Here is a 24,221-nt window from a genome sequence, read left to right on the forward strand (position 1 = left end):
AGTCGCATAAGCCCGGTGAACGCGGCGACGCTGGGTGGCCGTGCGCGGACGAGCGGGAGCGCCTACGGAAGGCGGCAGATGACACGCGTTAACGCAACACACAAGCGCCGTCGGCCGAAGACGCTGGTATGAGTACGGAGACGCTCGACTCGTTCCGAAGGAACGCCGAGCACCACCACGCGACCGTCCACGAAACCGCGCCGGAGGACGTCCGCTCGACGGTGGCCTCGCTTATCGACCCGCCCGCCGTCGGCGTCGCCGCCGGCTACGACCTGCCGGCGGGAATCGAGACGAACCCCACGCCGACCGAGCTGTCGGCCGCGAACACGGGCGTCACCGTCGCGAGCGTCGCCATCGCGGACTACGGGACGCTCGTCCTCGAGGACGACGCGGCCGGGAGCGAACCGGCCTCGCTGTTCCCCGAGCGACACGTCGCCATCCTCCGGACCGACGACGTCGTCCCGAGCATCGCCGATGCGCTCGGGACGCTCGGGCCGAGACTGCGCGAGGGAGCGAGCGCGATCCTCGCCACCGGCCCGAGCGCGACCGCCGACATGGGCGAACTCGTCCTGGGCGCGCACGGCCCCGAGGCCGTGGACGTGGTCCTGGTGGGAGAGGACGCGGATGCGGGCGAGACCGCCGGAGACGGGGACGAAGCCGGCGGGGAGGCCGACCGATGAGCGAAGCGCGGGAGGGGAAAGCCGAGAAGCTCCACAGGCTCCTGGAGACCGAGGGCGACGCGGTCGCCGAGAACACCCGCGGCTTCAACCGCGGCCGCTACGAGTCGACCGACGACCTCCCGGCCTACGAGGCGCTGAAGGACGAGGCGCGCGCGATCAAGGAGGACGCCATCGAACGCCTGCCCGAACTGATCGAGGAACTGCGGGAGGCGGTCGAGTCGAACGGCGGGACGCTGTACGTCGCCGACGACGCCGCGGACGCGAACGAGTACGTGCGCGACGTCGTCACCGAACGCGGCGACCGGGTCGTCAAGAGCAAGTCGATGACGACCGAGGAACTGGAGCTGAACGAGCACCTCGAGGGGGCGGGCGTCGACGTCACCGAAACCGACCTCGGCGAGTGGGTGCTCCAGATCGCGGACGAGGCGCCCTCACACATCGTCGGCCCGGCGCTGCACAAGTCCAGCGAGTCCATCGCGGAGCTGTTCAACGCGCACTTCGATCCCGACCCGCCGCTCTCGACGCCCAAGGAGCTGACGAACTTCGCCCGCGACATGCTGCTGCAGGACATCGAGGCGGCCGACGTCGGCATCACCGGCGCGAACTTCGTGACGGCCGACTCGGGCACCATCGCGCTCGTGACGAGCGAGGGGAACGCCCGCAAGACCGCCGTCGTCCCCGACACGCACGTCGCCGTCGCCGGCGTCGAGAAGGTGATCCCGTCGGTCGAGGACCTCGCACCGTTCCTCGAACTCATCGGCAAGTCCGCGACCGGCCAGGACGTCACCTCCTACTTCTCGCTGTTCACGCCGCCGATCGCGTCGCCGCCGGTGGCGTTCGACCGGCCGGACCGACCGATGGGCGAGGACCCAGCCCGGCGGGAGTTCCACCTCGTCCTCGTCGACAACGGCCGGACGGCGATGCGCGAGGACGAGGACCTGCGCGAGACGCTGTACTGCATCCGGTGTGGCGCCTGTGCCAACTCCTGCGGGAACTTCCAGTCGGTCGGCGGCCACGCGTTCGGCGGCGAGACGTACACGGGCGGCATCGCCACCGGCTGGGAGGCCGGGGTCGAGGGGCTCGACAGCGCGGCCGAGTTCAACGACCTCTGTACCGGCTGTTCGCGCTGCGTGCCGGCCTGTCCGGTGAAGATCGACATCCCGTGGATCAACACGGCCGTCCGGGATCGGGTGAACCACGCGGACGGCGACGGGTCGTTCGACTTCCTCGTCGAGGGGCTGACGCCCGACGAGGAGCCCGGTGGGCTCGCCCCGGCCAAACGCCTGTTCGGCAACTTCGAGACCCTGGCGAAGTGGGGGAGCCGCACCGCGCCGCTCTCGAACTGGATCGCCGGCAGCAGGCCGGCACGGTGGGCGATGGATCGCTTCGTGGGCGTCGCCGCCGAACGCGAGTTACCGGCGTTCCAGCGCCGGACGCTGGTGGACTGGTTCGAGTCGCGCGGGAGCTGCGTCGCCCCGGAGGACGCCACCCGGGAGGCGGTGCTGTACCCGGACGTCTACACGAACCACGTCGCCGTCGAGCGGGGGAAGGCTGCGGTCCGGGTGCTGGAGGCGCTCGAGGTACGCGTCGTCGTTCCCCGCCGGACGGCGGTCGGCAGCGGGCGAGCGCCGCTCTCGCAGGGGATGGTCGACACGGCCCGCCGGCAGGCCGAGCGGTGCCGCGACGCACTGGAGCCGGAACTCGACGCCGGACGCGACGTGGTCGTCGTCGAGCCGAGCGACCTCGCGGCGTTCCGGCGGGAGTACGAGAAACTGCTCCCGGCCGGGGACTTCGAGCGCGTTTCGGGGTCGAGCTACGAGGTGCTGGAGTACGTGTTCGGCCTGCTGGAGAACGGCGCCGACGAAGGGCGCCTCTCGGCCGGCGACGACGAGCCGGTGGACTATCACGCCCACTGCCAGCAGCGCACCCTGGGGCTGGACGAACACACCGTCGCGGTGCTGGAGCGGCTCGGCTACGACGTCACCACGTCGGACACGGAGTGTTGCGGGATGGCCGGGAGCTTCGGCTACAAGTCCGAGTACTACGAGCTGTCGATGGACGTCGGCGAGCCACTCCAGCAGCAGTTCGGGGAGGACGAGCGGCGCGTGCTCGCGTCGGGGACCTCGTGTGTCGACCAACTGGAGGCGCTGCTGTCGCGGCCGGCGACGCATCCGATCGAACTGCTCGCGCCCGACTCGTCCGCACGGTGAGTAAGTCGTCCGCGCGTTGACGGGCGTCTGACGGGCGTCCGCCCGTGGGGACGCTTTTAAGACCCGGCGTTCCGTTCGCGGCTGTATGGACGCAGACGGCTCCCCACAGGAGATCACGACGCTCGTGGGACGCGAGGTGTACTCCAACAACGGGGTCTTCGTCGGCGAGGTCGAGGACGTCCGCCTCGACCTCGACGGGCAAGCAGTGACCGGGCTGGCGCTCACCGAACTGAACGGGGAACTGTTCTCGGGCCGCATCGAACCCGGGAAGGGCGTGATGGTGCCGTATCGGTGGGTACGCGCCGTCGGCGACGTCATCCTCGTCAACGACGTCGTCGAGCGCCTCAAGGACGACGAACACGAGGAAGCGGTCGCCTGAGCCCGATCGACGGCCGAACCGCCACTCCGATTTTCTCGCTACCAACCTCCGAGCGGCGACGTCCGAGGCGGTTTCCCGGCCGGGTCAGGAGCCGTTGGTGGCGTCGCCGCCCGAACTCGACCCCGAGCTCTCGACGCCCATCGCGTCGAACAGCTTCCTGCGGACCGCCTCCTCGGAGAGCTGGAGGAGCGTGTCGCGGTTCGACTCGCTCGCCTCGATGCCGGTGAACAGCCCGAGCGGGATCTCCGCGTTCCCCTGCGTCGAGTGGCCGGCGGCCTCGCCGATGTCCGAGAAGCCGTCCTGCAGCACGGTGCCGATGTTGATGCGGATGTCCTTCGAGCGCGCCGCGAGGTAGATGGTGTCGTCCGCGATGCCGAACACGGCGGAGGTCGTGATACCCTCGAGGTCGAGGAGTTGCTGGGCGGCCTGCGCGAGCGCCTCGCGGTCGCGGATGAACCCCGCGTTCGAGACGAGGTGGCTCCCCTGGACCTCCCGGTTCTGGATGGCCTCGGCGAGGACGTCCAGCGTCTCTGGCGACATCGACGGGGACTCGACCTCCTCCAGCATGTCGTGGTCGGCGAACGGGTGGAGGTACGCCGCGGCGGTGAGGTCCGCGGGCGTCGTGTCCCGCTTGAAGTCGACCGTCTCGGCGCGGATGCCGTACAGCAGCGCGGTGGCGACCGTCTCGCTCGGCGAGAGGTCGAACTCCTGGATGTACTTCGTGAGGATGGTCGAGGTGGCCGAGACGTTCTTGCGGATGTCGGTGAACTGCGCCTCGATCGGCTCCTCGGGCACCTCGTGGTCGATGTAGATGTCGACGTCGGAGTCGACGTCGAGTTCGTCGGCCTCGGAGTAGTCGACGATCGCGAGGGCCCCGTACTCCGAGAGCGGGGGGGCGTCTTCGCGTGCCAGCAGGTCGATGCCGAGCGTGTTGACGAACGCACGGTTCTCCTGGTGGCCGATCTCGCCGTCGTAGAGGATGTCGGCCTCGACGCCGTACTCGTCCGCGATGGCCCCGAGCGCGACCGCGGAGGCGATGGAGTCGGGGTCCGGGTTGTCGTGTGCGAGGATGGCGAGGCGGCCGTCAGCGCTCGAAATGATGTCGGCGAGCTGGCGCGCCTTGTACTCCAGTTCGCCCGATTCGAGCGAGCGGAGCGCCGAGTCGGCGATGACCGTCGAGGGGGTGATCACCACGTCCGCGCCCAGTTCCGTGAGTTCGTCCTGGCTCACCGGGTCGGAGGCGCGCACGACGACGTACTGCTCGCCGTCGTGGTCCCGGATGGCCCGCACCGCCTCCTTGTTCGCGTCCACGTCCGAGGAGAGGATGAGGATGACGTCGCGGTCGGCGACGACCCCGGCGACGTCGTCCTCGGCGATGTCCTGGACCTGCGCGTTGAGGTCCTGGTCGCGCAGGGCCTCCACGCGGGCCTCGTCCTTGTCGAGGATGAGCACGTCCTTGCCCTCCTCGGTGAGTTCGTCCGCGACGGCGTGCCCGACGCTCCCACACCCCAGGATCGCGTAGGTAGACATCGAGGAAATCGTCACCCCAGCACTCATTGGTGACTCGCCGTCGGGGGTGACGGGCCTTAAGCGGTGATGTTCGTTCACGCCCGCGCGGCGGGTGGGAAGCGGAAGGCATTTTACACGCACGGCGGAACGTAGACTCGCCGAGGGCCGGTAGCTCAGTTAGGGAGAGCGACGGACTCTTAATCCGTCGGTCGGGGGTTCAAATCCCTCCCGGCCCGTGGAACGAGACGGTGAGCGGAGCGAACCCTCGAGTGGAACGGAGAGGGAGGGATTCGAACTAGACCGGGCGCGCGCAGCGAAGCGAGCACGTCCGGGCGTGGTTCAAATCCCCGGCCCGTTTTCTCTCGGACGCGGACGACGACCGACGAGCGGCGCCGCCGTCAACGGTAGGCGGAACCGGGGCCAGGTTCCAGCACGACCCCGCGTAGGGGTACTCCCCAAAAGCACCAGTTGACCACCGCTTCCTCCGAAGTACTCCCTCCCGGCCTGGCCAATCTACAAGTACAGTCGAGTGGTATGCGTACACATGGCTATCTGTCCCCACTGCGATCAGTCCATCACCGACTGGGCGGAGCGCATCGAGGGCGCGACCCACCCCCCGAGCACGCCGAAAGTGTGGACGTGTCCGAACTGCGACGTCGTTCTCGGCATCTCCGACTGGGGGATGCGAGCGGAGTGAGTCCGGCGACTTCGCGTCGACGCGGCGCCGGATCGAACGACCCGCGGTTCAGTGTGCCGACATCCCGGAGACGACGTTGAGACAGTAGACGCCGGCGACGATCAGTCCGACGCCGACGACGCCTGCGGGGTCGAGCGTCTCGTCGAACACGACGACGCCGATGGCCGCGACGCCGACGATGCCGAGCGCCGCCCAGGTGCCGTAGACCACGCCGATGGGAAGGTCTTCCAGCGTGAGCGAGACTAGGTAGAAGGCGGCGGCGTAGCCGGCGACGACGCCCAGGCTGGGCAGCGGGCGCGAGAAGCCCTCCGAGAGTTTGAGCGAGGTCGTTCCCAGCAGTTCCGAGAGGATCGCCACGCCGAGCAACACGTACGGGTTCATACACCCCGGTCCTCACAGGCGTCTGATAGGCGTTTCGAGAGCCCGTCGGCAGGATGGCTGGCCGCCGGACCGTGGCCGTCGTCGGACTCACTACTCGGGTCCGTCCCTGCGGTTCGGCCCAGACCGGCCCGTTCCGGCGGTTCGACCCCGACCGGTCTCAGTTCACGAACGGGTCCCGCTCCATCAACGCCAGCAACTCGGCGACGAGAACCAGTTCGGGCACGACCGCCTCCGCCGAAGCGGGACCGCCGAAACAGGACTGCTCGGTCGTGAACCCGACCCATCCGTCACGCACGCCCCACTCCAGGTCCGGCCCCTCCTCGACTCGCCACGAGGCGGCGTCACCCTCCAGCGACGTCCTGGTGAACCCGCGGTAGAACGTCGTCGCGGCGTCGCCCCCGACGACTGACTCGTCGAGGGGCGACGTCTCGCGCCCGAGCGCGGTCGGCGGGCCACAGACGACCAGTGGCCGACCGTCGTGCTCCGTCGTGTAGACCACCTCCTCGGGGAGCACGTGTGGGGGCGTGGTGGAACTCATCGGGCTGTTCTCCGCGGGAACGCGAATAAGGCTGTCGTCGGCAGTGACAGGGGCGTCTTCACGCAGTCCCGATTCTTCACGCAGTCTCAGTCGTCATCGCGCCCGCACGCGACGGAGACGTCGTAGGTGACCGGCAGCTCCTCACAGTCCATGATCTCGGCGATCTGTTCGGCGGTCAGGCTCCCCTCCTCGCGGGCCCGCCGGATGAGCCGCGCGACCCGCCCGCCCGCCGGCTGCAGGCGGTTGTCGCCGGCCATGAAACAGTAGTACTCCGCGGCGACGTCGATCGCCTGGGATCGGGAGCGCTCGCCCGTCGCCTCCTGGAGGGCGTCGTACACCGACTGGCGTCGGTCCGTCAGCCTGATCGTCGTCGCCTGGCTCATACGAGCAACTAGACGCGAAACGGCAAATATCCACAGTTGACTGAAAGCGGCGTTTCAGCAACCGGGCCGCGCCGGACTCGCCGCTCAGCGTTCCGGCGCGTCCCCGAGCGCCTCCTCCCGGAGTCGTCGCCCCTCCGCCGAGTCGACCGAGAGGTCCGGAACCGGCGTCGGTTCGAGGGTTTCGTCGACGGCGACGAACACGAAGTACGACGCGGTCGTCTGCTCGCGCTCGCCCGTTCTGGGGTTCTCGCGGAAGGCGCGAAGTCGGACCCGGACGCTCGTCCTGCCCGTCGCGTAGGCGTACGAGTCGATGACGCAGGTGTCGCCCTGCGGGACCGGACGCTCGAAGTCGAGGCGGTCGATGCTGGCGGTGACACACGACTCGCCGGCGAGCCGCATCGCCGACATCGCGCCCGTCTCGTCCATCCATCGTGCGACGTTGCCGCCGTGGGCGGTGCCGTAGTTGTTGGTGTCGTCCGGCTGGACGCGCTCGCGGTTCTCGATGCGCGTGTCGAGCAGGGTGACCATGCTCGCCCTTTCGGGCGCGTCCGCTTGAAATCGAGCCATCGTCTCCCGCGTCCGCACCGCCGAGTTCGGACCTGGTTCCGGCCACCCTTGCCGCCTCACTCGTGCGGTTTCGACGGACCTTTGACGGCGGTACTCCGAGCGCGACCGTGTCCCGCGACGCCGACCCGTCAGCGCTTCAGTTCTGGACGCTGTATCTCTCCCGGTTCGCCGGCGGGTTCGGGTCAATCACGCTCGTCATCCTCATCCCGAAACTGGCCCCGGAACTCGGGCTGGGCGGGGTCGGACTCGGCCTGCTGTACACCGCGTTCACCCTCGCCCAGACGCTCATGGTTGTCCCGCTCGCGTGGGCGGGCGACCGGTACGACAAGCGGCTCGTCCTGCTCGGGACGCTCGCGCTCGGCGTGCTCACGTACGCCGCGTTCGGGTTCGTCACCACCGGACGGCAGCTGATGGCCGTCCGCGCGTTCCAGGGCGTCGTCTTCACCGGGATGGGGCTGATGACGCTCGCGCTGGTCGGCGAGCTCGCCACGAAGGGCACCCGTGCGAACCACATCGGGAAGGCGAACGCCGCCTCGTTCGCCGCGTCCATCGTCGGCGGCCTCTCGGCCGGCTTCCTCTACGACTACTTCGCGGGCGGCCGGGAGGTGTTCCTGCTCATCACCGCCCTGTACGTCGTCACGTTCGGGGCGACGGCGCTGCTCCTGTCTTCGGACGACACGCGCATTCACGGGTTCCCGTTCTCGGACCTCGCGGTCAACCGGCGGATCCTCACGCTCACGTCCTTCCGCGCGCAGTACTCGGTCGCGGTCACGCTCGTCCGGAACTGGGTGCCGGTGTTCGCGGGCTACGCGCTCGCGCAGGGCGGGCTCGGCTACCCGGCCTTCGCGGTCTCGGTCATCACCGTCTCCGAGAAGTTCACCAACATGCTGCTCCAGCCGTTCACCGGCCGGCTCTCCGATCGGTCCGGTCGGTCGCTGTTCGTCTTCGCGGGCGGCGGCACGTACGGGGTCGTCGCGCTGCTCGTCCCGTTCACGCCGATGATCGGCGCCACGGTCGGTCTCCCCGAGAGCTACCCCATCGTCGGCGCGGTCTCGGCCGCCTTCCTCCCGCTCGTCGCGCTCAACTGCGGGCTGGGCATCGCCGACAGCTTCCGGGAGCCGGCCAGCATGGCGCTGTTCGCGGACGAGGGGAGCGACGGGGAGGGCGTCGCGTCGAGCTTCGGCATCCGCGAACTCGTGTGGCGGCCCGGGTCGGTGCTCGCGCCGGTCGCGGGCGGGTGGCTGATGGCCGAGATCGGGATGGACTCGGTGTTCTACGTCGGCGGCGCGTTCGCGGTGCTCGGGGCGCTGACGTTCCTCGGCATCCTCTGGCGTGCCCACGGCGCGGGTGCCCTCCGGGAGTGGTAGGGAGGGAAAATCCCGGCCGTCCGGCGGGTTCGACGTCGCTTACAGTTCGGCCGCGACGGTCTCGGTTCCCGCGCCCACGTCCACGTTCGCACCGTGGTCGCGGAGCGTCTCGCCGAGCGCGCTCGCGAGGAACGAGACGTTCCCCGGGCGGGCGGAGTGGCCCATGCAGCCGATGCGGAAGACGTCCCCCGAGAGGTCGCCGAGCCCGCCGGCGATCTCGAGGTCGTACTCCGAGAGCAGGTCGTCGATGACCGCGCCGTCGTCGACGCCGGCCGGGACGCGGACGGCGTTGAGACTCGGGAGCCAGAACTCGTCGGCGGCGTTCATCTCCAGCCCCATCGCCTCCACGCCGGCCTTCAGCGCGCCGGCGACGCGGCGGTGACGGCCCCACCGCTCCTCGATGCCCTCCTCGGCGACGAGACGGAGTGCCTCCCGGAGCGCGTAGACGTTGGTGATCGGTGCCGTGTGGTGGTACGCGCGCTCGTCGCCCCAGTACCCCTCCAGCAGCGAGAGGTCGAGATACCACGAGCGGGCCGGCTCCTCCCGGCTCAACACCTTGTCCATCGCGCGGTCGTTCAGGGTGAGCGGCGACGCGCCAGGCGGGCACGAGAGACACTTCTGGGGGCCCGAGTAGGCGACGTCGACGTTCCAGTCGTCCACCCGTAGCTCCACGCCGCCCAGCGACGTGACGCAGTCGGCGACGACGTACGCGTCGTGGTCGTGCGCGATGGAGGTGAGTTCGGGGACGCTCGGCTGCAGCGCGCCGGTCGACGTCTCGGCGTGGACGAAGCCGAACACGTCGGGCTGGTGTTCGTCGAAGGCGTCCTGCACGTCGGCCGGGTCGAGCGGTTCGCCCCACGGCGCGTCGACCTCGGCGACCTCGCCGCCGGCGCGGCGGGCCATCTCGGCCATCCGGCCGCCGAAGTAGCCGTTCGTCGGGACGAGCATCGTCTCGCCCGGCTCGACGAGGTTGCCGATGGCGGCCTCCATCGACGCCGACCCCGTCCCCGAGACGGGAATCGTCCACCGGTTGTCCGTCCGGAACGTGTAGCGGAGCAGTTCCTGGGTCTCGTCCATCACGTCGATGAACGACGGGTCGAGGTGTCCGACGAGCGGGGTCGCCATCGCGCGGAGCACGCGCGGGTGAACGTCGCTCGGGCCGGGGCCCATCAGGGTTCGATCGGACGGCGTGAGTTCGCCGACGTCGGGTCGGTCCATGCTCATGGCCACCACGGGCCGGGGCAAAAGCGCCGCGCTTCCGGACGGTGCGGCCGCGTCCAACGGGGAACGCTTACCCGCGCCCCCTCGGAAGACGACGGTATGACCGACGGGGACACCGACGCGGACGCCGGGTGGTTCGCCGGCGACGACCCGGTCGATCGCGTCCGCACCGGCAGCGCGAGTGCGCCCGCCGACTGGCCGGAACTGGCCGTGGAGGCGGGCGCCGCGAGCGACCGCGAGGACTACTACCGCCGACTCAAGGAGGCGACGACGGAAGCGGCGCGAGCGGCCGTCGCCGAGCGCGAGCGGGCAGACGACAGACAGCTCCTGCACGCCGTCCGCGCGATGGACGACGCGGACCGGACCGCGAACGAACTGTCGGAGCGGCTCGCGGAGTGGGCCGGCAGCGTCTACGACGAGTCCGGCTCGGGCGTCGAGTACGCCCGCGAGGTCGCCGGCCGCGAGCCCGACGGGCCGACCGAGGAGCGGGTCGGCTCGCTCGCCACCCGGATCGTCGAACTGACCGAGGAAGCACGCGACCTCGAAGCGTTCATCGAGTCCCGTGGGCCGGTGGCAGCGCCGAACCTCTCGGCGCTCGCCGGTCCGGTGCTCGCCGCGCGGCTGATCTCGCTCGCGGGCGGACTCGAACCGCTCGCCAAGAAGCCGTCCGGGACGCTCCAGGTGCTCGGCGCGGAGGACGCGCTGTTCGCACACCTCCGTGGCCACGCGCCGTCGCCGAAACACGGCGTCATCTACACCCACGACTACGTCCGGGGAACGCGGGCCGAGGACCGCGGGTCGGCCGCCCGCGCGCTCGCCGGGAAGCTGACCATCGCGGCGAGAATCGACCACTACTCGGGCGACCTGCGCCCGGACCTCGAAGCCGACCTCGACGAGCGGATGCGGACCATCCGTGCGCGTGGTGAGGGTGGCGTCGACGGGAGTGAGGAGGCGACCGATGGATAATCTGCCCGAGGGAGTGACGCGCCGCGAGTTCGACGGCCGCGACCGACTCTGTACGCGGGGTGAGCCGGTGTATGGCGAACCGACCGACGGCGACTGGCGAGTCTGGGACGCCTCCCGGTCGAAGCTGGGTGCGATGCTCGAACTGGGGATGGAGACGGGGCTCTCCGGCGGCGACTCGGTGCTGTATCTCGGCGCGGCGAACGGAACCACCGTGAGCCACGTCGCCGACGTCGCCGGGCCGACCTACGCCGTCGAGTTCGCGCCCCGGCCCGTGCGGGACCTGCTGGCGGCGGCGGAGTCGCGCTCGAACCTGCTCCCCCTGCTGAAGGACGCCCGGCGCCCGGAGTCGTACGCCCACGTCGTCGAGTCGGACGTCGACGTGCTGGTCCAGGACGTGGCGACCCGCGGACAGGCGACCGTGGCGACCAGGAACGCCCGGTTCCTGTCCGGGGACGGGAGGCTCGTGCTCGCCGTCAAGGCGCGCTCTGAGGACGTCGCCGCCTCGCCCGAGTCCGTGTTCGCCGACGTGCGGACGGAGCTCTCGGAGGCCTACGAGATCCTGGGGGAGTCGCGGCTCGATCGCTTCCACGCGGACCACCTCGGCATCGTGGCGCGGCCACGGTAGCAGTTGCCCGGCGGCGTCGGTGCCACGTCCGTGACCAGCACGTCCCGGTTTCTCTGCTCGGCCTCCCGGCTACGCGGACTACGGGTTCGGCCAGCCACGCCGAACCACCGGCGTCCGTGCGTGCTGGCCCCGGATTCGTATTTGAAGCTTCGCCCGTGAACCGGCGGTACGCTGTGACACGCCGAACCGTCGGCGCTCGTGCGCGGAAAGCGCACGACGTGAGCCGCTATCCCGGGATATATACCACCCCGTGCCCAACCCCGGTTCGATGGAGCGAGGTTCGCGGGAGGCGTTCACCCGGCTCGGGACTCTCGGCGTCGAGGAGGAGTTCTACATCGTCGACGACACGGGGCGGCCCGTCTCGGGCACCGACGACCTCGTCTACGGCGACCCGCCCGAGTCGGACCTCCTCGCGGACCGCATCGACCACGAACTGTTCAAGTGTACGATCGAGACGCAGACGCCGCTCATCGAGAACCCCGGTGACGTGGAACCGAACGTCGTCGCGGTCCGGGAAGCGCTCGTCGAACACGCCGAGCGTCACGGCTATCGGATCGCCGGTGCGGGCCTCCACCCGGCGGCGAAGTGGCGCGAACTCGATCACGCGGAGAAGCCACGCTATCGGGCCCAGCTCGACCGGATCCAGTATCCACAGCACCGAAACACGACCGCCGGACTCCACGTCCACGTCGGCGTCGACGACGCCGACAAGGCGGTGTGGATCGCCAACGAACTCCGCTGGCATCTCCCACCGTTGCTCGCGCTGTCGGCCAACTCGCCGTTCTGGAACGGGTTCGACACCGGGCTCGCTTCCGCCCGTGCCAAGATATTCGAGGGGCTCCCGAACACTGGGATGCCCACGCGCTTTGCGGACTTCGAGGCGTTCGACCGGTTCGAGCGGCGGATGATGGCCCACGGGTCGATCGACGACCGCGGCGAACTCTGGTACGACGTCCGCCCGCACACCGACCACGGGACCGTGGAGGTCCGTGCCCCCGACGGGCAGTCCGACCCGGCGGTCGTGTCGCCGTTCGTCGAGGTCGTCCACGCGCTCGTGCTGGATCTCGCGGCACGGTACGAGGACGAGGCGACGCCGAGCGACGACGGGTCGACCGTCGGCGGAGCCGGCGGTCGCGCCGCCGCCGACGGCGCCGTCGGGTCGTCGTCGGACGGGCTCCGACGCGAACTCCTCGACGAGAACAAGTGGCGGGCGATGCGGTACGGGCACGGAGCGTCGTTCATCGACCGCGACGGCGACTCGGTCGTCGATCTCGCCACCGTCGTCGACGGGCTGGAGGAACGACTGGGCGTCGAGTCGCTGTCGACCCTGTACGAGCGGGAATCCGGGGCCGAACGACAGCGTCGGATCCACGAGGAGGGCGGCTTCGACGCGCTCCGTGAGTCGCTTCTGGTTTAGTCCTCGCCGCGCCGACGGGTTTTTTCCGACGGAGTTCCGAGCGCCTACAGAACCATGGCTTCCGAGGACGGCCCGGAGGACGCGGGCGAGGACGACGACGGACGGGTGAGCGTCGGCGCGGAGGGCGCACGGGAGCAGTTGCGGGAGGCGACCGAGCGGATCGGCGAGAGCGCGGGCGACGTCGCGGAGAGCTTCGACGAGCGCGCCATCGACCTGCTGTCGTGGCTACTGGACACCGAGACTCGAGCGCGGATCTACGTGTTCCTCCGCGAGAACCCGGACTCGACCAGCCAGGAGGTCGCCGACGGGACCGGACTCTACCCGAGCACCGTCCGGGAGGCGCTCGCGGAGCTTCACGAGGACGAGACCGTGACGCGACGAAAGCGGGAGGCGACGGGGGCCGGCAACAACCCCTACGAGTACGAGGCCATCGCGCCGTCGACGCTGGTCGAGGGCGTCGTCGAACAGGTCCAGACGGAGCTCAACACCGTGTTCAACCTCGACCGTCACCTGGGCCGGGACGCCTCCGACGAGACGACGCCGGTCACCATCTCGGTCGAGACCGCCGACGGCGACGCCCGGAACGAACCGGGTGGCCGGGGCGACGGCGGCGGTCCGGAGCGTCGCGGCGACCGGGAGGACCGGGGCGAGCGTTCCGGGACCCACGGGGACGAACCGCCCGCCGACGACTCGTAGCGCCCCATTTATGGTCCGGCGGGCAAACGGAGTTCCATGAACGTCGCGCTGGGCGGGACATTCGACCCCATCCACGACGGCCATCGCGTGCTGTTCGAGCGCGCGTTCGAACTCGGCGACGTGACGGTCGGGCTCACCTCCGACGAACTCGCGCCGAGGACGCGCCACGAGGACCGCTGGGTCCGCCCGTTCGACGAGCGAAAGCGCGATCTGGAGGCCGAACTCGCGCCGCTGGCTGCCGAACACGGCCGCGAGTTCTCCGTCAGGCCGCTCACCGAACCGACCGGCATCGCGACCGAACCGGAGTTCGACGCGCTCATCGTCTCGCCCGAGACCCGCGAGGGGGGCGAGCGGATCAACCAACTCCGCCGGGAGGCCGGTCACGACCCGCTCCGCATCGAAGTCGTCGAACACGTCCCGGCCGAGGACGGCGACCGGATCTCCTCGACCCGCATCGTCAAGGGCGAGATCGACCAGCACGGGAACCTCACGCCCGAGCGTGAGGGCCGTGGCACCGCCCGCCCGGACTGACGTGCCGTTCAGCGGTGCAACCGGGTGGCTCTCCCGGCGGTCGGCACCGGTGCTCCTCCTCTCGGGCGGCGCGGGACTCGCACTGGCCGGCTACGCGCTGATCCGTTCGACTGGAACGGATCCCGACAGCCTCCTCGCGTACGTCGGCGGCGCGCTGCTGCTGCTCGGTCAGCTTTCGGCAGTCGTCGGCCTCGCGATCCTCGCCTGGTGGCTCGTCAGCGACTGATCGTCTTCGCTTCCCTCGCGGAACGGGAGCGCGTTGGGCCGGGTCACCACGTCGGCGGGGAGAACCCCGCATCCCTGAGGATCTCCTTCCAGCGCTGCTGGACCGACAGCCGCGTCACGTCCATCGACTCGGCCACGCGAGTCTGTGACCGCTCGTCGCCGGCGATGAGCGCGCCGGCGTACAGCGCCGCCGCGGCCATCGCGGGCTTGGACCGCTCGGCCTCGGGGACGTGGGAGAGGAACAGGTCCGTCGCGTTCGACCGCGCCTCGCTCGAGAGCTCCAGCGACTCGGCGGCCCGCCGGAGGTCGCGGAGCCACTCCTCGTTTTCCACCTCGTCGCTCGCGCGGTACACGGTGGGACTGTCGTCGTTCCGCTACTTAAGGGCTCGGCGTCCTCCGACAGCTACTTACGACGATTTCCGGTAGTATTCGATGCGCGCGGGTAGCCAAGCCAGGCCAACGGCGCAGCGCTTAGGACGCTGTCCCATAGGGGTCCGCCGGTTCGAATCCGGTCCCGCGCAGTGACCGTCGCGAGCGGAGCGAGCGGCGTGAACGAGCAGGACCGAATTCGAAGGAGACGAGGCGCGCACGGTGGAGCGAGCAGGTCTCGGGGTGGTTCGAATCCGGTTTCCGTGCTTGGGGGATGAAGTTGCGACTGAGAGGGAACACCTAATGACGACCGCAAAATCCCCCACTTCTGTCGGCTCGGTGCGGCCGCTGTGCTCCTCGCGCTCACTCGCTTCGCTCGTTCGCGCTGTGGTGCTTGTCGGTCCGCGCTTACGGAAGACTCGCTTCGCTCGACTTCCGAATTCTCGTTCGCTTCTCGCTCACGAGAGCTTCCCCGACGGAAGCGGCCCCTTTCAGTCCCACCCGACCGCGACCGTACGGCACGGCCACATGCCTCCCTTACCTCGGAGCACGCTCCTCGGAACTCACCCTCGCTTCGCTCGCGTGAACAGCCGATTCGCTCGGTTGGCTCGCTTCGCTCGCCGCCCTCCACTCATCCCTCGCGCGGTTCGGCCGCCCACGGGGGGCGGCCGCCGCGCGCCACCGCACACCGCCCAGCCAACCGCCACCGCAGACGGTCACGGTGAACCGCCGGACTGCCCCCCGTCGTCGCTCCGATTCGAACGTCGTCTCGCGGTCCCGAACACCGCAAGCCGGGCGCATGACGGGTTCGCAAGGACTTTGGCACAGCCCCGGCACCGTATAGGAAATGTCCCGTCCGACCGACCTCCTGTCCGACCTCGTCGGGGACGTCGACGGGGTCGTCCTCTTCTCCCCGTCCGGCTCGCAGTACACCGAGTTCGTCGAGGCCGAGGGGGACCCGGTCGTCGTCGCCGCGGACAACGACGTGGAGGCCGAGCGGTACGTCGAACTGCCGCTGACGTTCGACAACGTCAAGGACAGGATCCGGTTCGGGATCGAGGGGGCGATGGAGCGCGACTTCCTCGAGGACGGCGACACGGTCGCCTGCGCGGTCGGGGTGTTCGACGACGCCATCGACGGGGTCGTTCGGACGCCGGTCGACGAGTCGATGCACTCGGGCATCTTCGACCTGTTCGCCAACTCGCGGGCGGACCCGAACGTCGTCCGCGACGTGTTCGACGTCGCCATCGAACTCGGGAAGAAGGGCCAGAAGGGCAAGCCCGTCGGCGCGCTGTTCGTCGTCGGCGACGCGGGGAAGGTGATGAACAAGTCCCGTCCGCTCTCGTACAACCCGTTCGAGAAGTCCCACGTCCACGTCGGCGACCCCATCGTGAACGTGATGTTGAAGGAGTTCTCCCGACTCGACGGCGCGTTCGTCATCAGCGACTCGGGCAAGATCGTCTCGGCCTACCGCTACCTCGAACCGGCCGCAGAGGGCGTCGACATCCCGAAGGGGCTCGGGGCACGCCACATGGCCGCCGGGGCGATCACCCGCGACACGAACGCCATCGCCATCGTGCTCTCGGAGTCCGACGGCCTCGTCCGCGCGTTCAAGGGCGGGACGATCATCCTCGAACTCGATCCGGAGGAGTACTGACCCATGTCGGTCCTCGACCCCACACTCGCGCTCGTTCAGGCGACGCCCAGCCCCCTCGATCGAGCCGTCCGGTCGGTTCCCGCGAGGGTGTGGCTCGCCGTGGGCGTCCTGCTGTTCGGCGCGCTGCTCAGCTACGCCGTCATCGCCGTGAACCGTCGGATCCTCGAGAGCGCCGGCGTTCCGGGGACGATCGAGGGGACCGCGTTCGAGCGGACAGCACGCGAGTTCGGGACCTCGACCGTCTCCATCATCGCGAAGCTGTCCGGCTACTTCATCTTCATCCTCTCGATGCTCGTCGCGCTGACCGTCGCGGACGTGAGCTTCATCTCGGAGTTCTGGAACCGCGTCGCCGTCTTCCTCCCGAAGGTGTTCATCGCCATCCTCGTGCTCATCGTCGGCATCGTCGTCGGCGACAAGGTCCAGTTGCTCGTCGAGGAGCGACTCCGCGGGGTGAAGCTCCCGCAGGTGAGCGTGCTCCCGCTCGCCGCGAAGTACAGCGTCTTCTACATCGCGGCGCTCGTCGCGCTCAGCCAGATCAACGTCGCCACCGGCGCGCTCGTCGTGCTGCTCGGGGCCTACGCGCTGGCGGTCGTCCTGTTCTGCTCGCTCGCGTTCCGCGACCTGCTCGCCTCCGGTGCGGCCGGCATCTTCCTCCTGCTCAACCAGCCGTACGGCATCGGCGACCGCGTCCGGATCGGGGAGACGGAGGGCATCGTCCAGGAGGTCGACATCTTCGTCACGCACGTCGAGACCGACGACGAGGAGTACGTCGTGCCGAACCGCCGGGCGATGACCGACGGCATCGTTCGAATCCGCTCTTGAGGGGCCGCGTTCGCGGCTCGCGTTCGGCCGGCGCGGCCCGATGCGCTCATCGGGTCACTCCCGTCGGACGGGCTCGGCCGGAACGCCCGCGACCGTCTCGCCGTCCGGGACGTCGTCCGCGACGAGCGAGTTCGCGGCCACCTGCGCGTCGTCGCCGACGTGGACGCCCGGGAGGACCGTCACGTTCGCGCCCAGCATCGCGCGGTCGCCGACGACGACGTCGCCCACCCGGTACTCGTCCTGCAGGAACTCGTGACACAACAGCACCGAGTCGTAGCCGACGATGGCGTCCTCGCCCAGGCTGATCCGTTCGGGCCAGAACACGTCCGGGGTCGCCTCCAGCCCCCACGAGACCCCCTCGCCGACGTCCGCGCCGAGCCGACGGAGCAGCCAGTTCTTCGCGCGAAGGCTCGGCGAGATCCGGATCAGCCAGACGACGAGGTAGTTGAGAGCGACCCGTACCGGCGACTTCGCGTCGGTCCAGAACCGGAGCGAGTTCCGGCCGCCCGGGGTCGGGTGCCGTTCGAGCCGGTCGTAGCGGGCGGGTCCGCCGGAGCCGGCCGGGACGTGGTCGGTCGGTACGTCGTCGGCCGGGTCCTGGTCTGCCGTGGCGCTGTCGGCCGAGGCGTCGGCGTCCCGATCGTCGTCGCCCTGGTCGTCCTCGATCACGTTCCCCTCTCGGACTCCCCGGCTAATCAAACCGTGTGGGCCGGGGTTCGAACAGCGGCGGCCCCTCAGTCGTCCTCGCCGCGAAGCTCGGCCATGTGGTCGACCCGTCGTCGGACGAGCGATTCGGTCCCGACGTCGTGCCGGACGTGGAACCCCTCGCCGGCCGCGGCCAGCGCCGACTCGGCCCGCCCCTCGGCGGCGGCGATCGAGTCCCCCAGGCCGACGACCGCGAACGACCGGGAGGTCGTCGTGTACAGGCCGTCCTCGCGCTCGTCGACGCTGGCGTAGAAGAGGATCGCCTCGCCGGCGGCGTCCTCGTCGACCTCGATTCGCGCGCCCGCCTCGGGGTCCGTTGGGTAGCCCGCCGGCACGGCGTACTTGCAGACCGTCGCGTCCCCGGAGAACGACAGTTCGGGGAGCGAGTCGCCGTCGCGTGCCGCGGTCAGCACGTCGAGGAACGGCGTCTCCAGGGCGGGCAGCGTGTTCATCGCCTCCGGGTCGCCGAAGCGCGCGTTGAACTCGACCACCTTCGGTCCCTCGGCACCGAGCATGAACTGGCCGTAGAGGACCCCCTTGTACTCCGGGAGGGCGTCGACGACCGCCTCCAGCACCGCGACCGCGTCCTCGTAGTCGTCCCCGGTCATGAACGGCAGCGTGGGGGTCGTGTCCGAGTAGCTCCCCATCCCGCCGGTGTTGGGCCCCTCGTCGCCCTCGTAGGCGCGCTTGTGGTCCTGGATGGCGGGCGTGACGCGGACCTCGCCGTCGGCTACGAACGCCTGGACGGTGAACTCCTCGCCGACGAGGCGCTCCTCGACCACCCACTCGTCGTGGTCGGCCTCGCGGACGTACGCGGCGGCCTCGGCGTGGGCCACCTGGTCGCCGGTGACGCGGACGCCCTTCCCGCCGGTGAGCCCCGTCGGTTTCACGGCCACGTCGTCGTCGACCGACTCGACGTACTTCGCCGCCGACTCGGCGTCCTCGAACGTCTCGAACGCCGGACAGCCCGGGATCGACTCCTCGCGCATGAACCGCCGCTGGAACGCCTTGTCCGTCTCCAGGCGTGCTTGGGCGGCCCGCGGGCCGAACGTGTAGACGCCAGCGTCGTCGAGGGCGTCCGCGACGCCCGCTTCGAGCGCGGACTCCGGGCCGACGACGGCGAGATCCGCGCCGACGTCCGCCGCGTAGTCGACGATTTCGCCGGCCTCGCGCTCCCCGACGGCTTCGAACCCGTCGGCGAGGGCGGCGATGCCGGGGTTCCGGTTGCTCGCGCAGGCGTACAGGTCACAGTCGTCGGCCAGCGCACGGGCGATGGCGTGTTCCCGTCCGCCGCCGCCGACGAGCAGCACCGTCTCTGTCATGGGTGCATTCGGTAGGCATACGAGTGTAAGTCTTGCTCTCTCACGGCGCAAGAATGTTCACGAACGTGGTCACCGTTTCCGTACCCCGGGTTCGCCCCGAAGCCCGCCCGACCGCCCATCTTTTCCGGCGGGCGCGCGACCATGATCCATGAGCGACCCCACGGCGCGAAACCGGCTGGACGAGGAGGCCAGCCCGTACCTGCGCCAGCACGCCGACAACCCCGTCAACTGGCAGCCCTGGGACGACGACGCGCTCGCTGCCGCCCGCGAGCGGGACGTGCCCATCTTCCTCTCGGTCGGCTACTCGGCGTGCCACTGGTGTCACGTCATGGAGGAGGAGTCGTTCGAGGACGACGCGGTCGCGGCGGTGCTGAACGAGTCGTTCGTCCCGGTGAAGGTCGACCGCGAGGAGCGCCCCGACCTCGACCGCGTCTACCAGACGGTCTGTCAACTGGTCAGCGGCCGCGGGGGCTGGCCGCTCTCCGCCTGGCTCACGCCCGAGGGGGAGCCGTTCTACGTCGGGACGTACTTCCCGCGCGACGGGCGGCAGGGGATGCCCGGCTTCCTCGAAATCTGCCGGAACATGGCCGACTCCTGGGCCGACCCGAAACAGCGCTCGGACATCGAGGACCGGGCTGACCAGTGGACGACCGCGGTGCGTGACGAACTCGAGGAGTCCGAAACGGGGGCCGGAGCCGCCGACGATTCCGGCTTCGATTCCGACTCCGACGACGGTGACGACCGGACGCTCCTCGACGACGCGACGACGGCGGCGATCAGGAGCGCGGACCCCGAACACGGCGGCTTCGGCCACGGCGGGCCGAAGTTCCCCCAGCCCGAGCGGGTCGACCTGCTGATGCGGGCCTACGCGCGTTCCGGTCGACAGGAGCCGCTCGACGTCGCGCTGGGCGCGCTGGAGGCGATGGCGAACGGCGGCCTCTACGACCACGTCGGCGGCGGCTTTCACCGCTACTGCACCGACCGCGAGTGGGTGGTCCCCCACTTCGAGAAGATGCTGTACGACAACGCGGAACTCGCGCGGACGTACCTCGACGCCCACCAGTTGACGGGTCGGTCGCGGTACGGCGTCGTCGCCCAGGAGACGCTCGGGTTCGTCGACCGCGAACTCTCCCATCCGGACGGCAGCTTCTACGCGACGCTCGACGCGGACTCCGGCGAAGGCGAGGGGGCCTACTACGTCTGGACGCCCGAGGGCGTCCGGGAGGCGGTCGGCGACGAACTGACGGCGGACCTGCTGTGCGAGCGATACGGGGTGACCGAGGGCGGGAACTTCGAGGGCGGCCGCACCGTCGTGACGATCGCTGCCGACGTCGAGGCGCTGGCGGAGCGGCACGAGCTCGACGTCTCGGACGTCCGTCGGCGGCTCGTCGACGGTCGGCTCGAACTGTTCGCCGCGCGCGACGGGCGGGAACGACCGCCGCGCGACGAGAAGGTGCTCGCCGGCTGGAACGGGCTGATGATCTCGGCGTTCGCCCGGGGCGGCAGGGTGCTCGGCCCGGAACTCGGCGAGCGGGCCGAGCGGGCGCTCTCGTCCGTCCGCGAGCACCTCTGGGACGGCGAGCACCTCTCGCGCCGGGTGATGGACGGCGAGGTCAAGGGGGTCGGCTACCTGGAGGACTACGCCTTCCTCGCGCGCGGCGCGTTCGACACCTACCAGGTGACCGGCGACGTGACCCACCTCTCGTTCGCGCTGGACCTGGCGCGGGTCGTCGTGGACGCGTTCTACGACGCCGAGGCGGGCACCGTCTACGCGACGCCGGCGGACGGCGAGGAACTCGTCGCACGGCCACAGGAGCCGAAGGACCAGTCCACCCCCTCGAGCCTCGGCGTGGCGACGTCGCTCCTGCTGGACCTGCACCAGTTCGCGCCCGACGAGGGGTTCGAGGTGGCCGCGACCGACGTGCTGGCGACCTACGAGGATCGGGTCCGCGCGAGCCCGCTCGAACACACGACCCTGGCGATGGCGGCAGCCAAGCGTGCGCGCGGGCCGATCGAGGTGACGCTGGCGGCCGGGTCGGTCGGGACTGCTGGCTCGGCCGAATCCGCCGGGTCGTCGGACCGGATCGACCTCCCCGACGGGTGGCGAGAGACGCTCTCGGACCGGTATCTCCCGGGGGCGGTCGTCGCGCCACGGCCCGCCGACGAGGACGGGCTGGCCGAGTGGCTCGACGCGCTGGACCTGGACGACGCGCCACCGATCTGGGCGGATCGGGGCGCTCGCGACGGCGAACCGACGGCGTACGTCTGTGAGAACTTCACCTGTTCGCCGCCGAACCACGACCTCGCGGAGGCGCTGGCCTGGGCTGACGACCGGGAAGCGTGAGCGGCCGGATGAGCCATCTCGGGGACGTTTCGGCCGGGCCGGCCGACTCGCCGTGTGCGGCCCGCTCACACCCGCGCAGGGCGGTCACTTCGTGATGTTTAAGTACGGCTCCCGTGTCCGTGCAAACGGAGACACTGCAGGGGCGATCGGGTCCCGAGTCCGACGCACGGACGCGGCGGGCGGTGATACTGAACGCAGGTGTTGCGGTAGCCAAGCCTGGCCCAAGGCGCTGGGTTGCTAACTCAGTGGCGCAAGCCTCCGGGGTTCGAATCCCCGCCGCAACGCTGTCTAGCCACCAAAAGACATGAGTGCAGAAGAACCAGAGGACGCGCCAGACGGCGAGGAGGACGACGACGACCTCCAGTACTTCGTCCGGATCGGGCAGACCGACCTGGACGGGACGAAGACCGTCGAGCGCAGCCTCACGGACATGAAGGGTATCGGCCAGCGGACGGCGCGACTGGTCGCCGAGTCGGCGGACGTGGACCGAACGGCCACGTTCGGCCGCCTCGACGAGGAGGCCATCGACGCCGTCGTCGACGTCGTCGAGCACCTCGAGGACCACATCCCGGCGTGGATGGTCAACCGGCAGAAGGACTTCTTCACCGGCGAGACCGCCCACAAGACGGGCTCTGACCTCCAGGAGAAGCGACGTCACGACATCAACCGCATGAAAATGATCGACTCCTACAAGGGGACTCGCCACAAGCGCGGGCAGAAGGTCCGCGGACAGCGGACCAAGTCCACGGGCCGGACCGAGGGCACCATCGGCGTCAACGTCGAGGAGATCCGCGAGGAGGCGGCCGAGGAGGCCGCAGCCGCCGAGGAGGAGGGTGAGGAGATCTGATGACGACCGGAAACTCCACCAAGCGATACGAGACGCCCAACCACCCGTACCAGGGCGAGCGCATCGCCCAGGAGTCGGACCTGGTCGGGCGCTACGGCCTGAAGAACAAGGAGGAGCTCTGGCGCGCGCAGTCGGAACTGCGCGACTACCGCCGCGAGGCGCGACGCCTCATCGGCGAGGCCCAGGGTGACGTCGAGGCCGCCGGCGAGGCGGGCGCCGACTTCGTCGATAGCCTCCGCCGCTACGGCATCCTCGGCGACAACGACGACATCACCGAGGTGCTCTCGCTCGAGGTCACCGACGTGCTCGAACGCCGCCTCCAGACGGTCGCCTACCGCAAGGGCGTCGGCAACACGCCCGACCAGGCGCGACAGTTCATCGTCCACGGCCACGTGGTCGTCGGCGACGCCCGCGTCACGCGGCCGTCCTACCAGGTCCCGAGCGACGAGGCGGACCTCGTCTCCTTCGACGAGACGAGTCCGCTCGCGGACGAACTCCACCCGGAACGCGCGGAGGGTCAGTAAATGAGCGAATCCGAGAACACGCCAGAGGGCGAGGGCAAGTGGGCCATCGCCAACGTCTTCGCATCGTTCAACAACACGCTCATCACCGTCACGGACGTCACGGGCGCCGAAACGCTCGTGAAGTCCTCCGGCGGCGCGGTCGTGAAGCAGAACCGCGACGAGGCGTCGCCCTACGCCGCGATGCAGATGGCGGAGGGCGTCGCCGAGGACCTGCTCGCCCAGGGCATCGAGGGCGTGCACGTCCGCGTGCGCGGTCCCGGCGGGAACGCACAGAAGTCCCCCGGCCCCGGCTCGCAGGCGACGATCCGTGCGCTCGCGCGGGCCGGACTCGAGATCGGTCGCATCGAGGACGTGACTCCCATCCCGCACGACGGCACGCGGGCACCGAAGAAGAACCGGCTGTAATCCACCATGGCAGACGAATTCGACGTGGAGGTGGTTTCCCGGGACGACCGCACCGCGAACCTGCTCGTGCGGGGGCTCACGCCCGCCGTGGCGAACGGGATCCGGCGCAGCGTCCTCGCGGAAGTGCCGACCCTATCCATCGACACCGTCCGGTTCGTGGAGAACACGTCGGTGATGTTCGACGAGATGGTGGCGCTCAGGCTCGGGCTCGTCCCGCTGACGACGCCGCTCGACGACTACGAGATCGGTGACACCGTCACCGTCGCGCTCGAGGTCGACGGGCCGGCCACGGCCTACTCGGGCGACATCGAGACGTCCGACTCGCTCGTCCAGCCAGCCGACGAGAACGTTCCCATCATCGAGCTGAAGGAAGGCCAGCGCCTCGAGTTCGAAGCCGACGCCGTGCTCGACACCGGGAAGGGCCACGCCAAACATCAGGGCGGCGTGGGCATCGGCTACCGACACCTCCAGAAGGTGGAGGTCGTCGGGGAGCGCGGCGAGTTCGACGAGGAGGAGCCTCACATCCTCCGGGGCGTCATCGAGACCGAGGACGGCGAGTACGTCCACACCGACGAGTTCGACGCCGACCTCACGAACCGCTACCCCGGCAAGGAGCTGGAGGTGACCGACGTCCCCGACGCGTTCGTCTTCCACGTCGAGTCGGACGGCTCCGTGGACGTCGACGAACTGATCCTCCGCGCGGTCGAGTCGCTGCAGGACCGCGCGGACGAACTGGCAACGAAGGTCGCAGTCTGACGTGACCATGTCCGCATCCCCCACACGAACGGCGTTCGCTCCCGCAACGAGCGGCGCGTCCGCGAGCCGAATCGCGGC

At 69.9% G+C, this 24,221-nt stretch carries 27 protein-coding genes and 3 tRNA genes; 21 read left to right on the forward strand and 9 right to left on the reverse strand.

Annotation, left to right across the window (positions count from 1 at the left end; translation table 11 throughout):
- Positions 1–128 precede the first annotated feature (128 nt).
- From RJT50_RS07230 to RJT50_RS07240, 3 genes are all read left to right on the forward strand, one after another.
- A complete protein-coding gene (locus tag RJT50_RS07230) occupies positions 129–680 on the forward strand; it encodes an LUD domain-containing protein (protein ID WP_313695437.1) in 552 nt (183 codons plus the stop codon).
- Positions 677–2,890 carry an LUD domain-containing protein gene (locus RJT50_RS07235; protein ID WP_313695438.1) on the forward strand — a complete coding sequence of 738 codons (2,214 nt, stop codon included), beginning with the start codon at positions 677–679 and terminating at the stop codon, positions 2,888–2,890. Before RJT50_RS07230 ends, RJT50_RS07235 begins: the two co-directional genes overlap by 4 nt.
- Positions 2,891–2,975: 85 nt before the next feature.
- On the forward strand, positions 2,976–3,269 hold the full coding sequence (locus RJT50_RS07240) for a PRC-barrel domain-containing protein (protein ID WP_313695440.1): 294 nt from the start codon (positions 2,976–2,978) through the stop codon (positions 3,267–3,269).
- An 84-nt stretch (positions 3,270–3,353) separates the two neighbouring features.
- On the opposite strand, the gene RJT50_RS07245 is transcribed toward RJT50_RS07240, so the two are convergent.
- Positions 3,354–4,826 (reverse strand): DHH family phosphoesterase, encoded by a 1,473-nt coding sequence (locus RJT50_RS07245; RefSeq protein ID WP_313695441.1) that lies wholly within the window; start codon positions 4,824–4,826, stop codon positions 3,354–3,356.
- Positions 4,827–4,940: 114 nt separating this feature from the next.
- Here RJT50_RS07245 and RJT50_RS07250 point away from each other — a divergent pair.
- Together RJT50_RS07250 and RJT50_RS07255 are read left to right on the forward strand one after the other, a co-directional pair.
- Positions 4,941–5,014: transfer RNA gene (locus RJT50_RS07250), tRNA-Lys, on the forward strand.
- Between the two features lie 308 nt (positions 5,015–5,322).
- Positions 5,323–5,475, forward strand: coding sequence for a hypothetical protein (locus RJT50_RS07255; RefSeq protein ID WP_313695442.1), 153 nt, complete (start codon positions 5,323–5,325; stop codon positions 5,473–5,475).
- 48 nt (positions 5,476–5,523) lie between these two features.
- Here the strand turns inward: RJT50_RS07255 and RJT50_RS07260 are convergent, their stop codons facing one another.
- The 4 genes from RJT50_RS07260 to RJT50_RS07275 form a co-directional block, all read right to left on the reverse strand.
- Entirely contained in the window at positions 5,524–5,856 is a 333-nt protein-coding gene (locus RJT50_RS07260) for a DMT family transporter (protein ID WP_313695444.1), read from the reverse strand.
- Between the two features lie 157 nt (positions 5,857–6,013).
- Complete coding sequence (locus RJT50_RS07265) at positions 6,014–6,394, reverse strand: hypothetical protein (protein ID WP_313695446.1); 381 nt, start codon at positions 6,392–6,394, stop codon at positions 6,014–6,016.
- Positions 6,395–6,480: 86 nt separating this feature from the next.
- Positions 6,481–6,777 carry a hypothetical protein gene (locus RJT50_RS07270; protein ID WP_313695447.1) on the reverse strand — a complete coding sequence of 99 codons (297 nt, stop codon included), beginning with the start codon at positions 6,775–6,777 and terminating at the stop codon, positions 6,481–6,483.
- A gap of 84 nt (positions 6,778–6,861) precedes the next feature.
- The gene (locus RJT50_RS07275) at positions 6,862–7,305 is read right to left on the reverse strand and encodes an acyl-CoA thioesterase (RefSeq protein WP_313695944.1); all 444 of its coding nucleotides are present in this window, start codon (positions 7,303–7,305) and stop codon (positions 6,862–6,864) included.
- A gap of 146 nt (positions 7,306–7,451) precedes the next feature.
- On the opposite strand from RJT50_RS07275, the gene RJT50_RS07280 reads away from it, so the two are divergent.
- A complete protein-coding gene (locus RJT50_RS07280) occupies positions 7,452–8,711 on the forward strand; it encodes an MFS transporter (protein ID WP_313695449.1) in 1,260 nt (419 codons plus the stop codon).
- Between the two features lie 39 nt (positions 8,712–8,750).
- Here the strand turns inward: RJT50_RS07280 and RJT50_RS07285 are convergent, their stop codons facing one another.
- Positions 8,751–9,935 (reverse strand): pyridoxal-phosphate-dependent aminotransferase family protein, encoded by a 1,185-nt coding sequence (locus RJT50_RS07285; protein WP_425499713.1) that lies wholly within the window; start codon positions 9,933–9,935, stop codon positions 8,751–8,753.
- 96 nt (positions 9,936–10,031) lie between these two features.
- On the opposite strand from RJT50_RS07285, the gene RJT50_RS07290 reads away from it, so the two are divergent.
- From RJT50_RS07290 to RJT50_RS07315, 6 genes are all read left to right on the forward strand, one after another.
- On the forward strand, positions 10,032–10,898 hold the full coding sequence (locus tag RJT50_RS07290; protein ID WP_313695454.1) for an NOP5/NOP56 family protein: 867 nt from the start codon (positions 10,032–10,034) through the stop codon (positions 10,896–10,898).
- Positions 10,891–11,523: a fibrillarin-like rRNA/tRNA 2'-O-methyltransferase gene (locus RJT50_RS07295; RefSeq protein WP_313695457.1), complete on the forward strand. Its 633-nt coding sequence runs from the start codon at positions 10,891–10,893 to the stop codon at positions 11,521–11,523. The genes RJT50_RS07290 and RJT50_RS07295 overlap by 8 nt, the downstream gene beginning before the upstream one ends.
- A 268-nt stretch (positions 11,524–11,791) precedes the next feature.
- Positions 11,792–12,940, forward strand: a complete 1,149-nt coding sequence (locus RJT50_RS07300) for a glutamate--cysteine ligase (RefSeq protein ID WP_313695458.1) — start codon at positions 11,792–11,794, stop codon at positions 12,938–12,940.
- 54 nt (positions 12,941–12,994) lie between these two features.
- Positions 12,995–13,636 carry a winged helix-turn-helix domain-containing protein gene (locus RJT50_RS07305; RefSeq protein WP_313695460.1) on the forward strand — a complete coding sequence of 214 codons (642 nt, stop codon included), beginning with the start codon at positions 12,995–12,997 and terminating at the stop codon, positions 13,634–13,636.
- Positions 13,637–13,672: 36 nt separating this feature from the next.
- Positions 13,673–14,167 carry a phosphopantetheine adenylyltransferase gene (locus tag RJT50_RS07310; RefSeq protein ID WP_313695462.1) on the forward strand — a complete coding sequence of 165 codons (495 nt, stop codon included), beginning with the start codon at positions 13,673–13,675 and terminating at the stop codon, positions 14,165–14,167.
- On the forward strand, positions 14,145–14,393 hold the full coding sequence (locus RJT50_RS07315) for a hypothetical protein (RefSeq protein ID WP_313695465.1): 249 nt from the start codon (positions 14,145–14,147) through the stop codon (positions 14,391–14,393). Before RJT50_RS07310 ends, RJT50_RS07315 begins: the two co-directional genes overlap by 23 nt.
- A gap of 43 nt (positions 14,394–14,436) precedes the next feature.
- Here RJT50_RS07315 and RJT50_RS07320 read toward each other — a convergent pair whose 3' ends face one another.
- Positions 14,437–14,745 (reverse strand): transcription initiation factor IIB family protein, encoded by a 309-nt coding sequence (locus RJT50_RS07320; RefSeq protein ID WP_313695466.1) that lies wholly within the window; start codon positions 14,743–14,745, stop codon positions 14,437–14,439.
- An 83-nt stretch (positions 14,746–14,828) separates the two neighbouring features.
- Here RJT50_RS07320 and RJT50_RS07325 point away from each other — a divergent pair.
- The 3 genes from RJT50_RS07325 (at position 14,829) to RJT50_RS07335 (ending at position 17,240) form a co-directional block, all read left to right on the forward strand.
- Positions 14,829–14,913 (forward strand) — tRNA-Leu (locus RJT50_RS07325).
- A 695-nt stretch (positions 14,914–15,608) separates the two neighbouring features.
- Positions 15,609–16,418 (forward strand): diadenylate cyclase DacZ, encoded by an 810-nt coding sequence (gene dacZ, locus RJT50_RS07330; RefSeq protein WP_313695468.1) that lies wholly within the window; start codon positions 15,609–15,611, stop codon positions 16,416–16,418.
- A 3-nt stretch (positions 16,419–16,421) separates the two neighbouring features.
- Positions 16,422–17,240, forward strand: a complete 819-nt coding sequence (locus RJT50_RS07335; protein ID WP_313695471.1) for a mechanosensitive ion channel family protein — start codon at positions 16,422–16,424, stop codon at positions 17,238–17,240.
- Positions 17,241–17,294: 54 nt separating this feature from the next.
- Here RJT50_RS07335 and RJT50_RS07340 read toward each other — a convergent pair whose 3' ends face one another.
- A complete protein-coding gene (locus RJT50_RS07340) occupies positions 17,295–17,906 on the reverse strand; it encodes an acyltransferase (protein ID WP_425499723.1) in 612 nt (203 codons plus the stop codon).
- A gap of 68 nt (positions 17,907–17,974) precedes the next feature.
- Positions 17,975–19,267: a phosphoribosylamine--glycine ligase gene (purD, locus tag RJT50_RS07345; RefSeq protein ID WP_313695474.1), complete on the reverse strand. Its 1,293-nt coding sequence runs from the start codon at positions 19,265–19,267 to the stop codon at positions 17,975–17,977.
- A gap of 148 nt (positions 19,268–19,415) precedes the next feature.
- Here purD and RJT50_RS07350 point away from each other — a divergent pair, with 148 nt between their 5' ends.
- The 6 genes from RJT50_RS07350 to RJT50_RS07375 all read left to right on the forward strand — a co-directional run bounded on the left by RJT50_RS07350 (position 19,416) and on the right by RJT50_RS07375 (position 24,143).
- A complete protein-coding gene (locus RJT50_RS07350) occupies positions 19,416–21,611 on the forward strand; it encodes a thioredoxin domain-containing protein (RefSeq protein WP_313695476.1) in 2,196 nt (731 codons plus the stop codon).
- 200 nt (positions 21,612–21,811) lie between these two features.
- A tRNA-Ser gene (locus RJT50_RS07355) sits at positions 21,812–21,895 on the forward strand.
- Positions 21,896–21,915: 20 nt separating this feature from the next.
- A complete protein-coding gene (locus RJT50_RS07360; RefSeq protein WP_313695477.1) occupies positions 21,916–22,458 on the forward strand; it encodes a 30S ribosomal protein S13 in 543 nt (180 codons plus the stop codon).
- Positions 22,458–22,982 (forward strand): 30S ribosomal protein S4, encoded by a 525-nt coding sequence (locus RJT50_RS07365; protein WP_313695478.1) that lies wholly within the window; start codon positions 22,458–22,460, stop codon positions 22,980–22,982. Before RJT50_RS07360 ends, RJT50_RS07365 begins: the two co-directional genes overlap by 1 nt.
- Positions 22,983–23,387, forward strand: a complete 405-nt coding sequence (locus RJT50_RS07370; protein WP_313695481.1) for a 30S ribosomal protein S11 — start codon at positions 22,983–22,985, stop codon at positions 23,385–23,387. It begins immediately after the preceding gene.
- Between the two features lie 6 nt (positions 23,388–23,393).
- Positions 23,394–24,143 carry a DNA-directed RNA polymerase subunit D gene (locus RJT50_RS07375; RefSeq protein ID WP_313695482.1) on the forward strand — a complete coding sequence of 250 codons (750 nt, stop codon included), beginning with the start codon at positions 23,394–23,396 and terminating at the stop codon, positions 24,141–24,143.
- The last annotated feature ends 78 nt before the right edge of the window (positions 24,144–24,221 follow it).

This window comes from Halobaculum sp. XH14, from assembly GCF_032116555.1.
GTDB classification, from domain to species: Archaea; Halobacteriota; Halobacteria; order Halobacteriales; family Haloferacaceae; genus Halorarum; species Halorarum halobium.

What these genes read in the sequence shown, in the direction of transcription:
- dacZ (WP_313695468.1), top strand. Translation starts at nt 15,609, where the DNA reads ATGTCCCGTCCGACCGACCTCCTGTCCGACCTCGTCGGGGACGTCGAC.
- RJT50_RS07305 (WP_313695460.1), top strand. Translation starts at nt 12,995, where the DNA reads ATGGCTTCCGAGGACGGCCCGGAGGACGCGGGCGAGGACGACGACGGA.
- RJT50_RS07295 (WP_313695457.1), top strand. Translation starts at nt 10,891, where the DNA reads ATGGATAATCTGCCCGAGGGAGTGACGCGCCGCGAGTTCGACGGCCGC.
- RJT50_RS07240 (WP_313695440.1), top strand. Translation starts at nt 2,976, where the DNA reads ATGGACGCAGACGGCTCCCCACAGGAGATCACGACGCTCGTGGGACGC.
- RJT50_RS07300 (WP_313695458.1), top strand. Translation starts at nt 11,792, where the DNA reads ATGGAGCGAGGTTCGCGGGAGGCGTTCACCCGGCTCGGGACTCTCGGC.
- RJT50_RS07375 (WP_313695482.1), top strand. Translation starts at nt 23,394, where the DNA reads ATGGCAGACGAATTCGACGTGGAGGTGGTTTCCCGGGACGACCGCACC.
- RJT50_RS07365 (WP_313695478.1), top strand. Translation starts at nt 22,458, where the DNA reads ATGACGACCGGAAACTCCACCAAGCGATACGAGACGCCCAACCACCCG.
- RJT50_RS07370 (WP_313695481.1), top strand. Translation starts at nt 22,983, where the DNA reads ATGAGCGAATCCGAGAACACGCCAGAGGGCGAGGGCAAGTGGGCCATC.
- RJT50_RS07275 (WP_313695944.1), bottom strand. Translation starts at nt 7,305, where the DNA reads ATGGTCACCCTGCTCGACACGCGCATCGAGAACCGCGAGCGCGTCCAG.
- RJT50_RS07290 (WP_313695454.1), top strand. Translation starts at nt 10,032, where the DNA reads ATGACCGACGGGGACACCGACGCGGACGCCGGGTGGTTCGCCGGCGAC.
- RJT50_RS07360 (WP_313695477.1), top strand. Translation starts at nt 21,916, where the DNA reads ATGAGTGCAGAAGAACCAGAGGACGCGCCAGACGGCGAGGAGGACGAC.
- RJT50_RS07335 (WP_313695471.1), top strand. Translation starts at nt 16,422, where the DNA reads ATGTCGGTCCTCGACCCCACACTCGCGCTCGTTCAGGCGACGCCCAGC.
- RJT50_RS07270 (WP_313695447.1), bottom strand. Translation starts at nt 6,777, where the DNA reads ATGAGCCAGGCGACGACGATCAGGCTGACGGACCGACGCCAGTCGGTG.
- RJT50_RS07245 (WP_313695441.1), bottom strand. Translation starts at nt 4,826, where the DNA reads ATGAGTGCTGGGGTGACGATTTCCTCGATGTCTACCTACGCGATCCTG.
- RJT50_RS07260 (WP_313695444.1), bottom strand. Translation starts at nt 5,856, where the DNA reads ATGAACCCGTACGTGTTGCTCGGCGTGGCGATCCTCTCGGAACTGCTG.
- RJT50_RS07285 (WP_425499713.1), bottom strand. Translation starts at nt 9,935, where the DNA reads ATGAGCATGGACCGACCCGACGTCGGCGAACTCACGCCGTCCGATCGA.
- RJT50_RS07265 (WP_313695446.1), bottom strand. Translation starts at nt 6,394, where the DNA reads ATGAGTTCCACCACGCCCCCACACGTGCTCCCCGAGGAGGTGGTCTAC.
- RJT50_RS07255 (WP_313695442.1), top strand. Translation starts at nt 5,323, where the DNA reads ATGGCTATCTGTCCCCACTGCGATCAGTCCATCACCGACTGGGCGGAG.
- RJT50_RS07235 (WP_313695438.1), top strand. Translation starts at nt 677, where the DNA reads ATGAGCGAAGCGCGGGAGGGGAAAGCCGAGAAGCTCCACAGGCTCCTG.
- RJT50_RS07230 (WP_313695437.1), top strand. Translation starts at nt 129, where the DNA reads ATGAGTACGGAGACGCTCGACTCGTTCCGAAGGAACGCCGAGCACCAC.
- purD (WP_313695474.1), bottom strand. Translation starts at nt 19,267, where the DNA reads ATGACAGAGACGGTGCTGCTCGTCGGCGGCGGCGGACGGGAACACGCC.
- RJT50_RS07310 (WP_313695462.1), top strand. Translation starts at nt 13,673, where the DNA reads ATGAACGTCGCGCTGGGCGGGACATTCGACCCCATCCACGACGGCCAT.
- RJT50_RS07350 (WP_313695476.1), top strand. Translation starts at nt 19,416, where the DNA reads ATGAGCGACCCCACGGCGCGAAACCGGCTGGACGAGGAGGCCAGCCCG.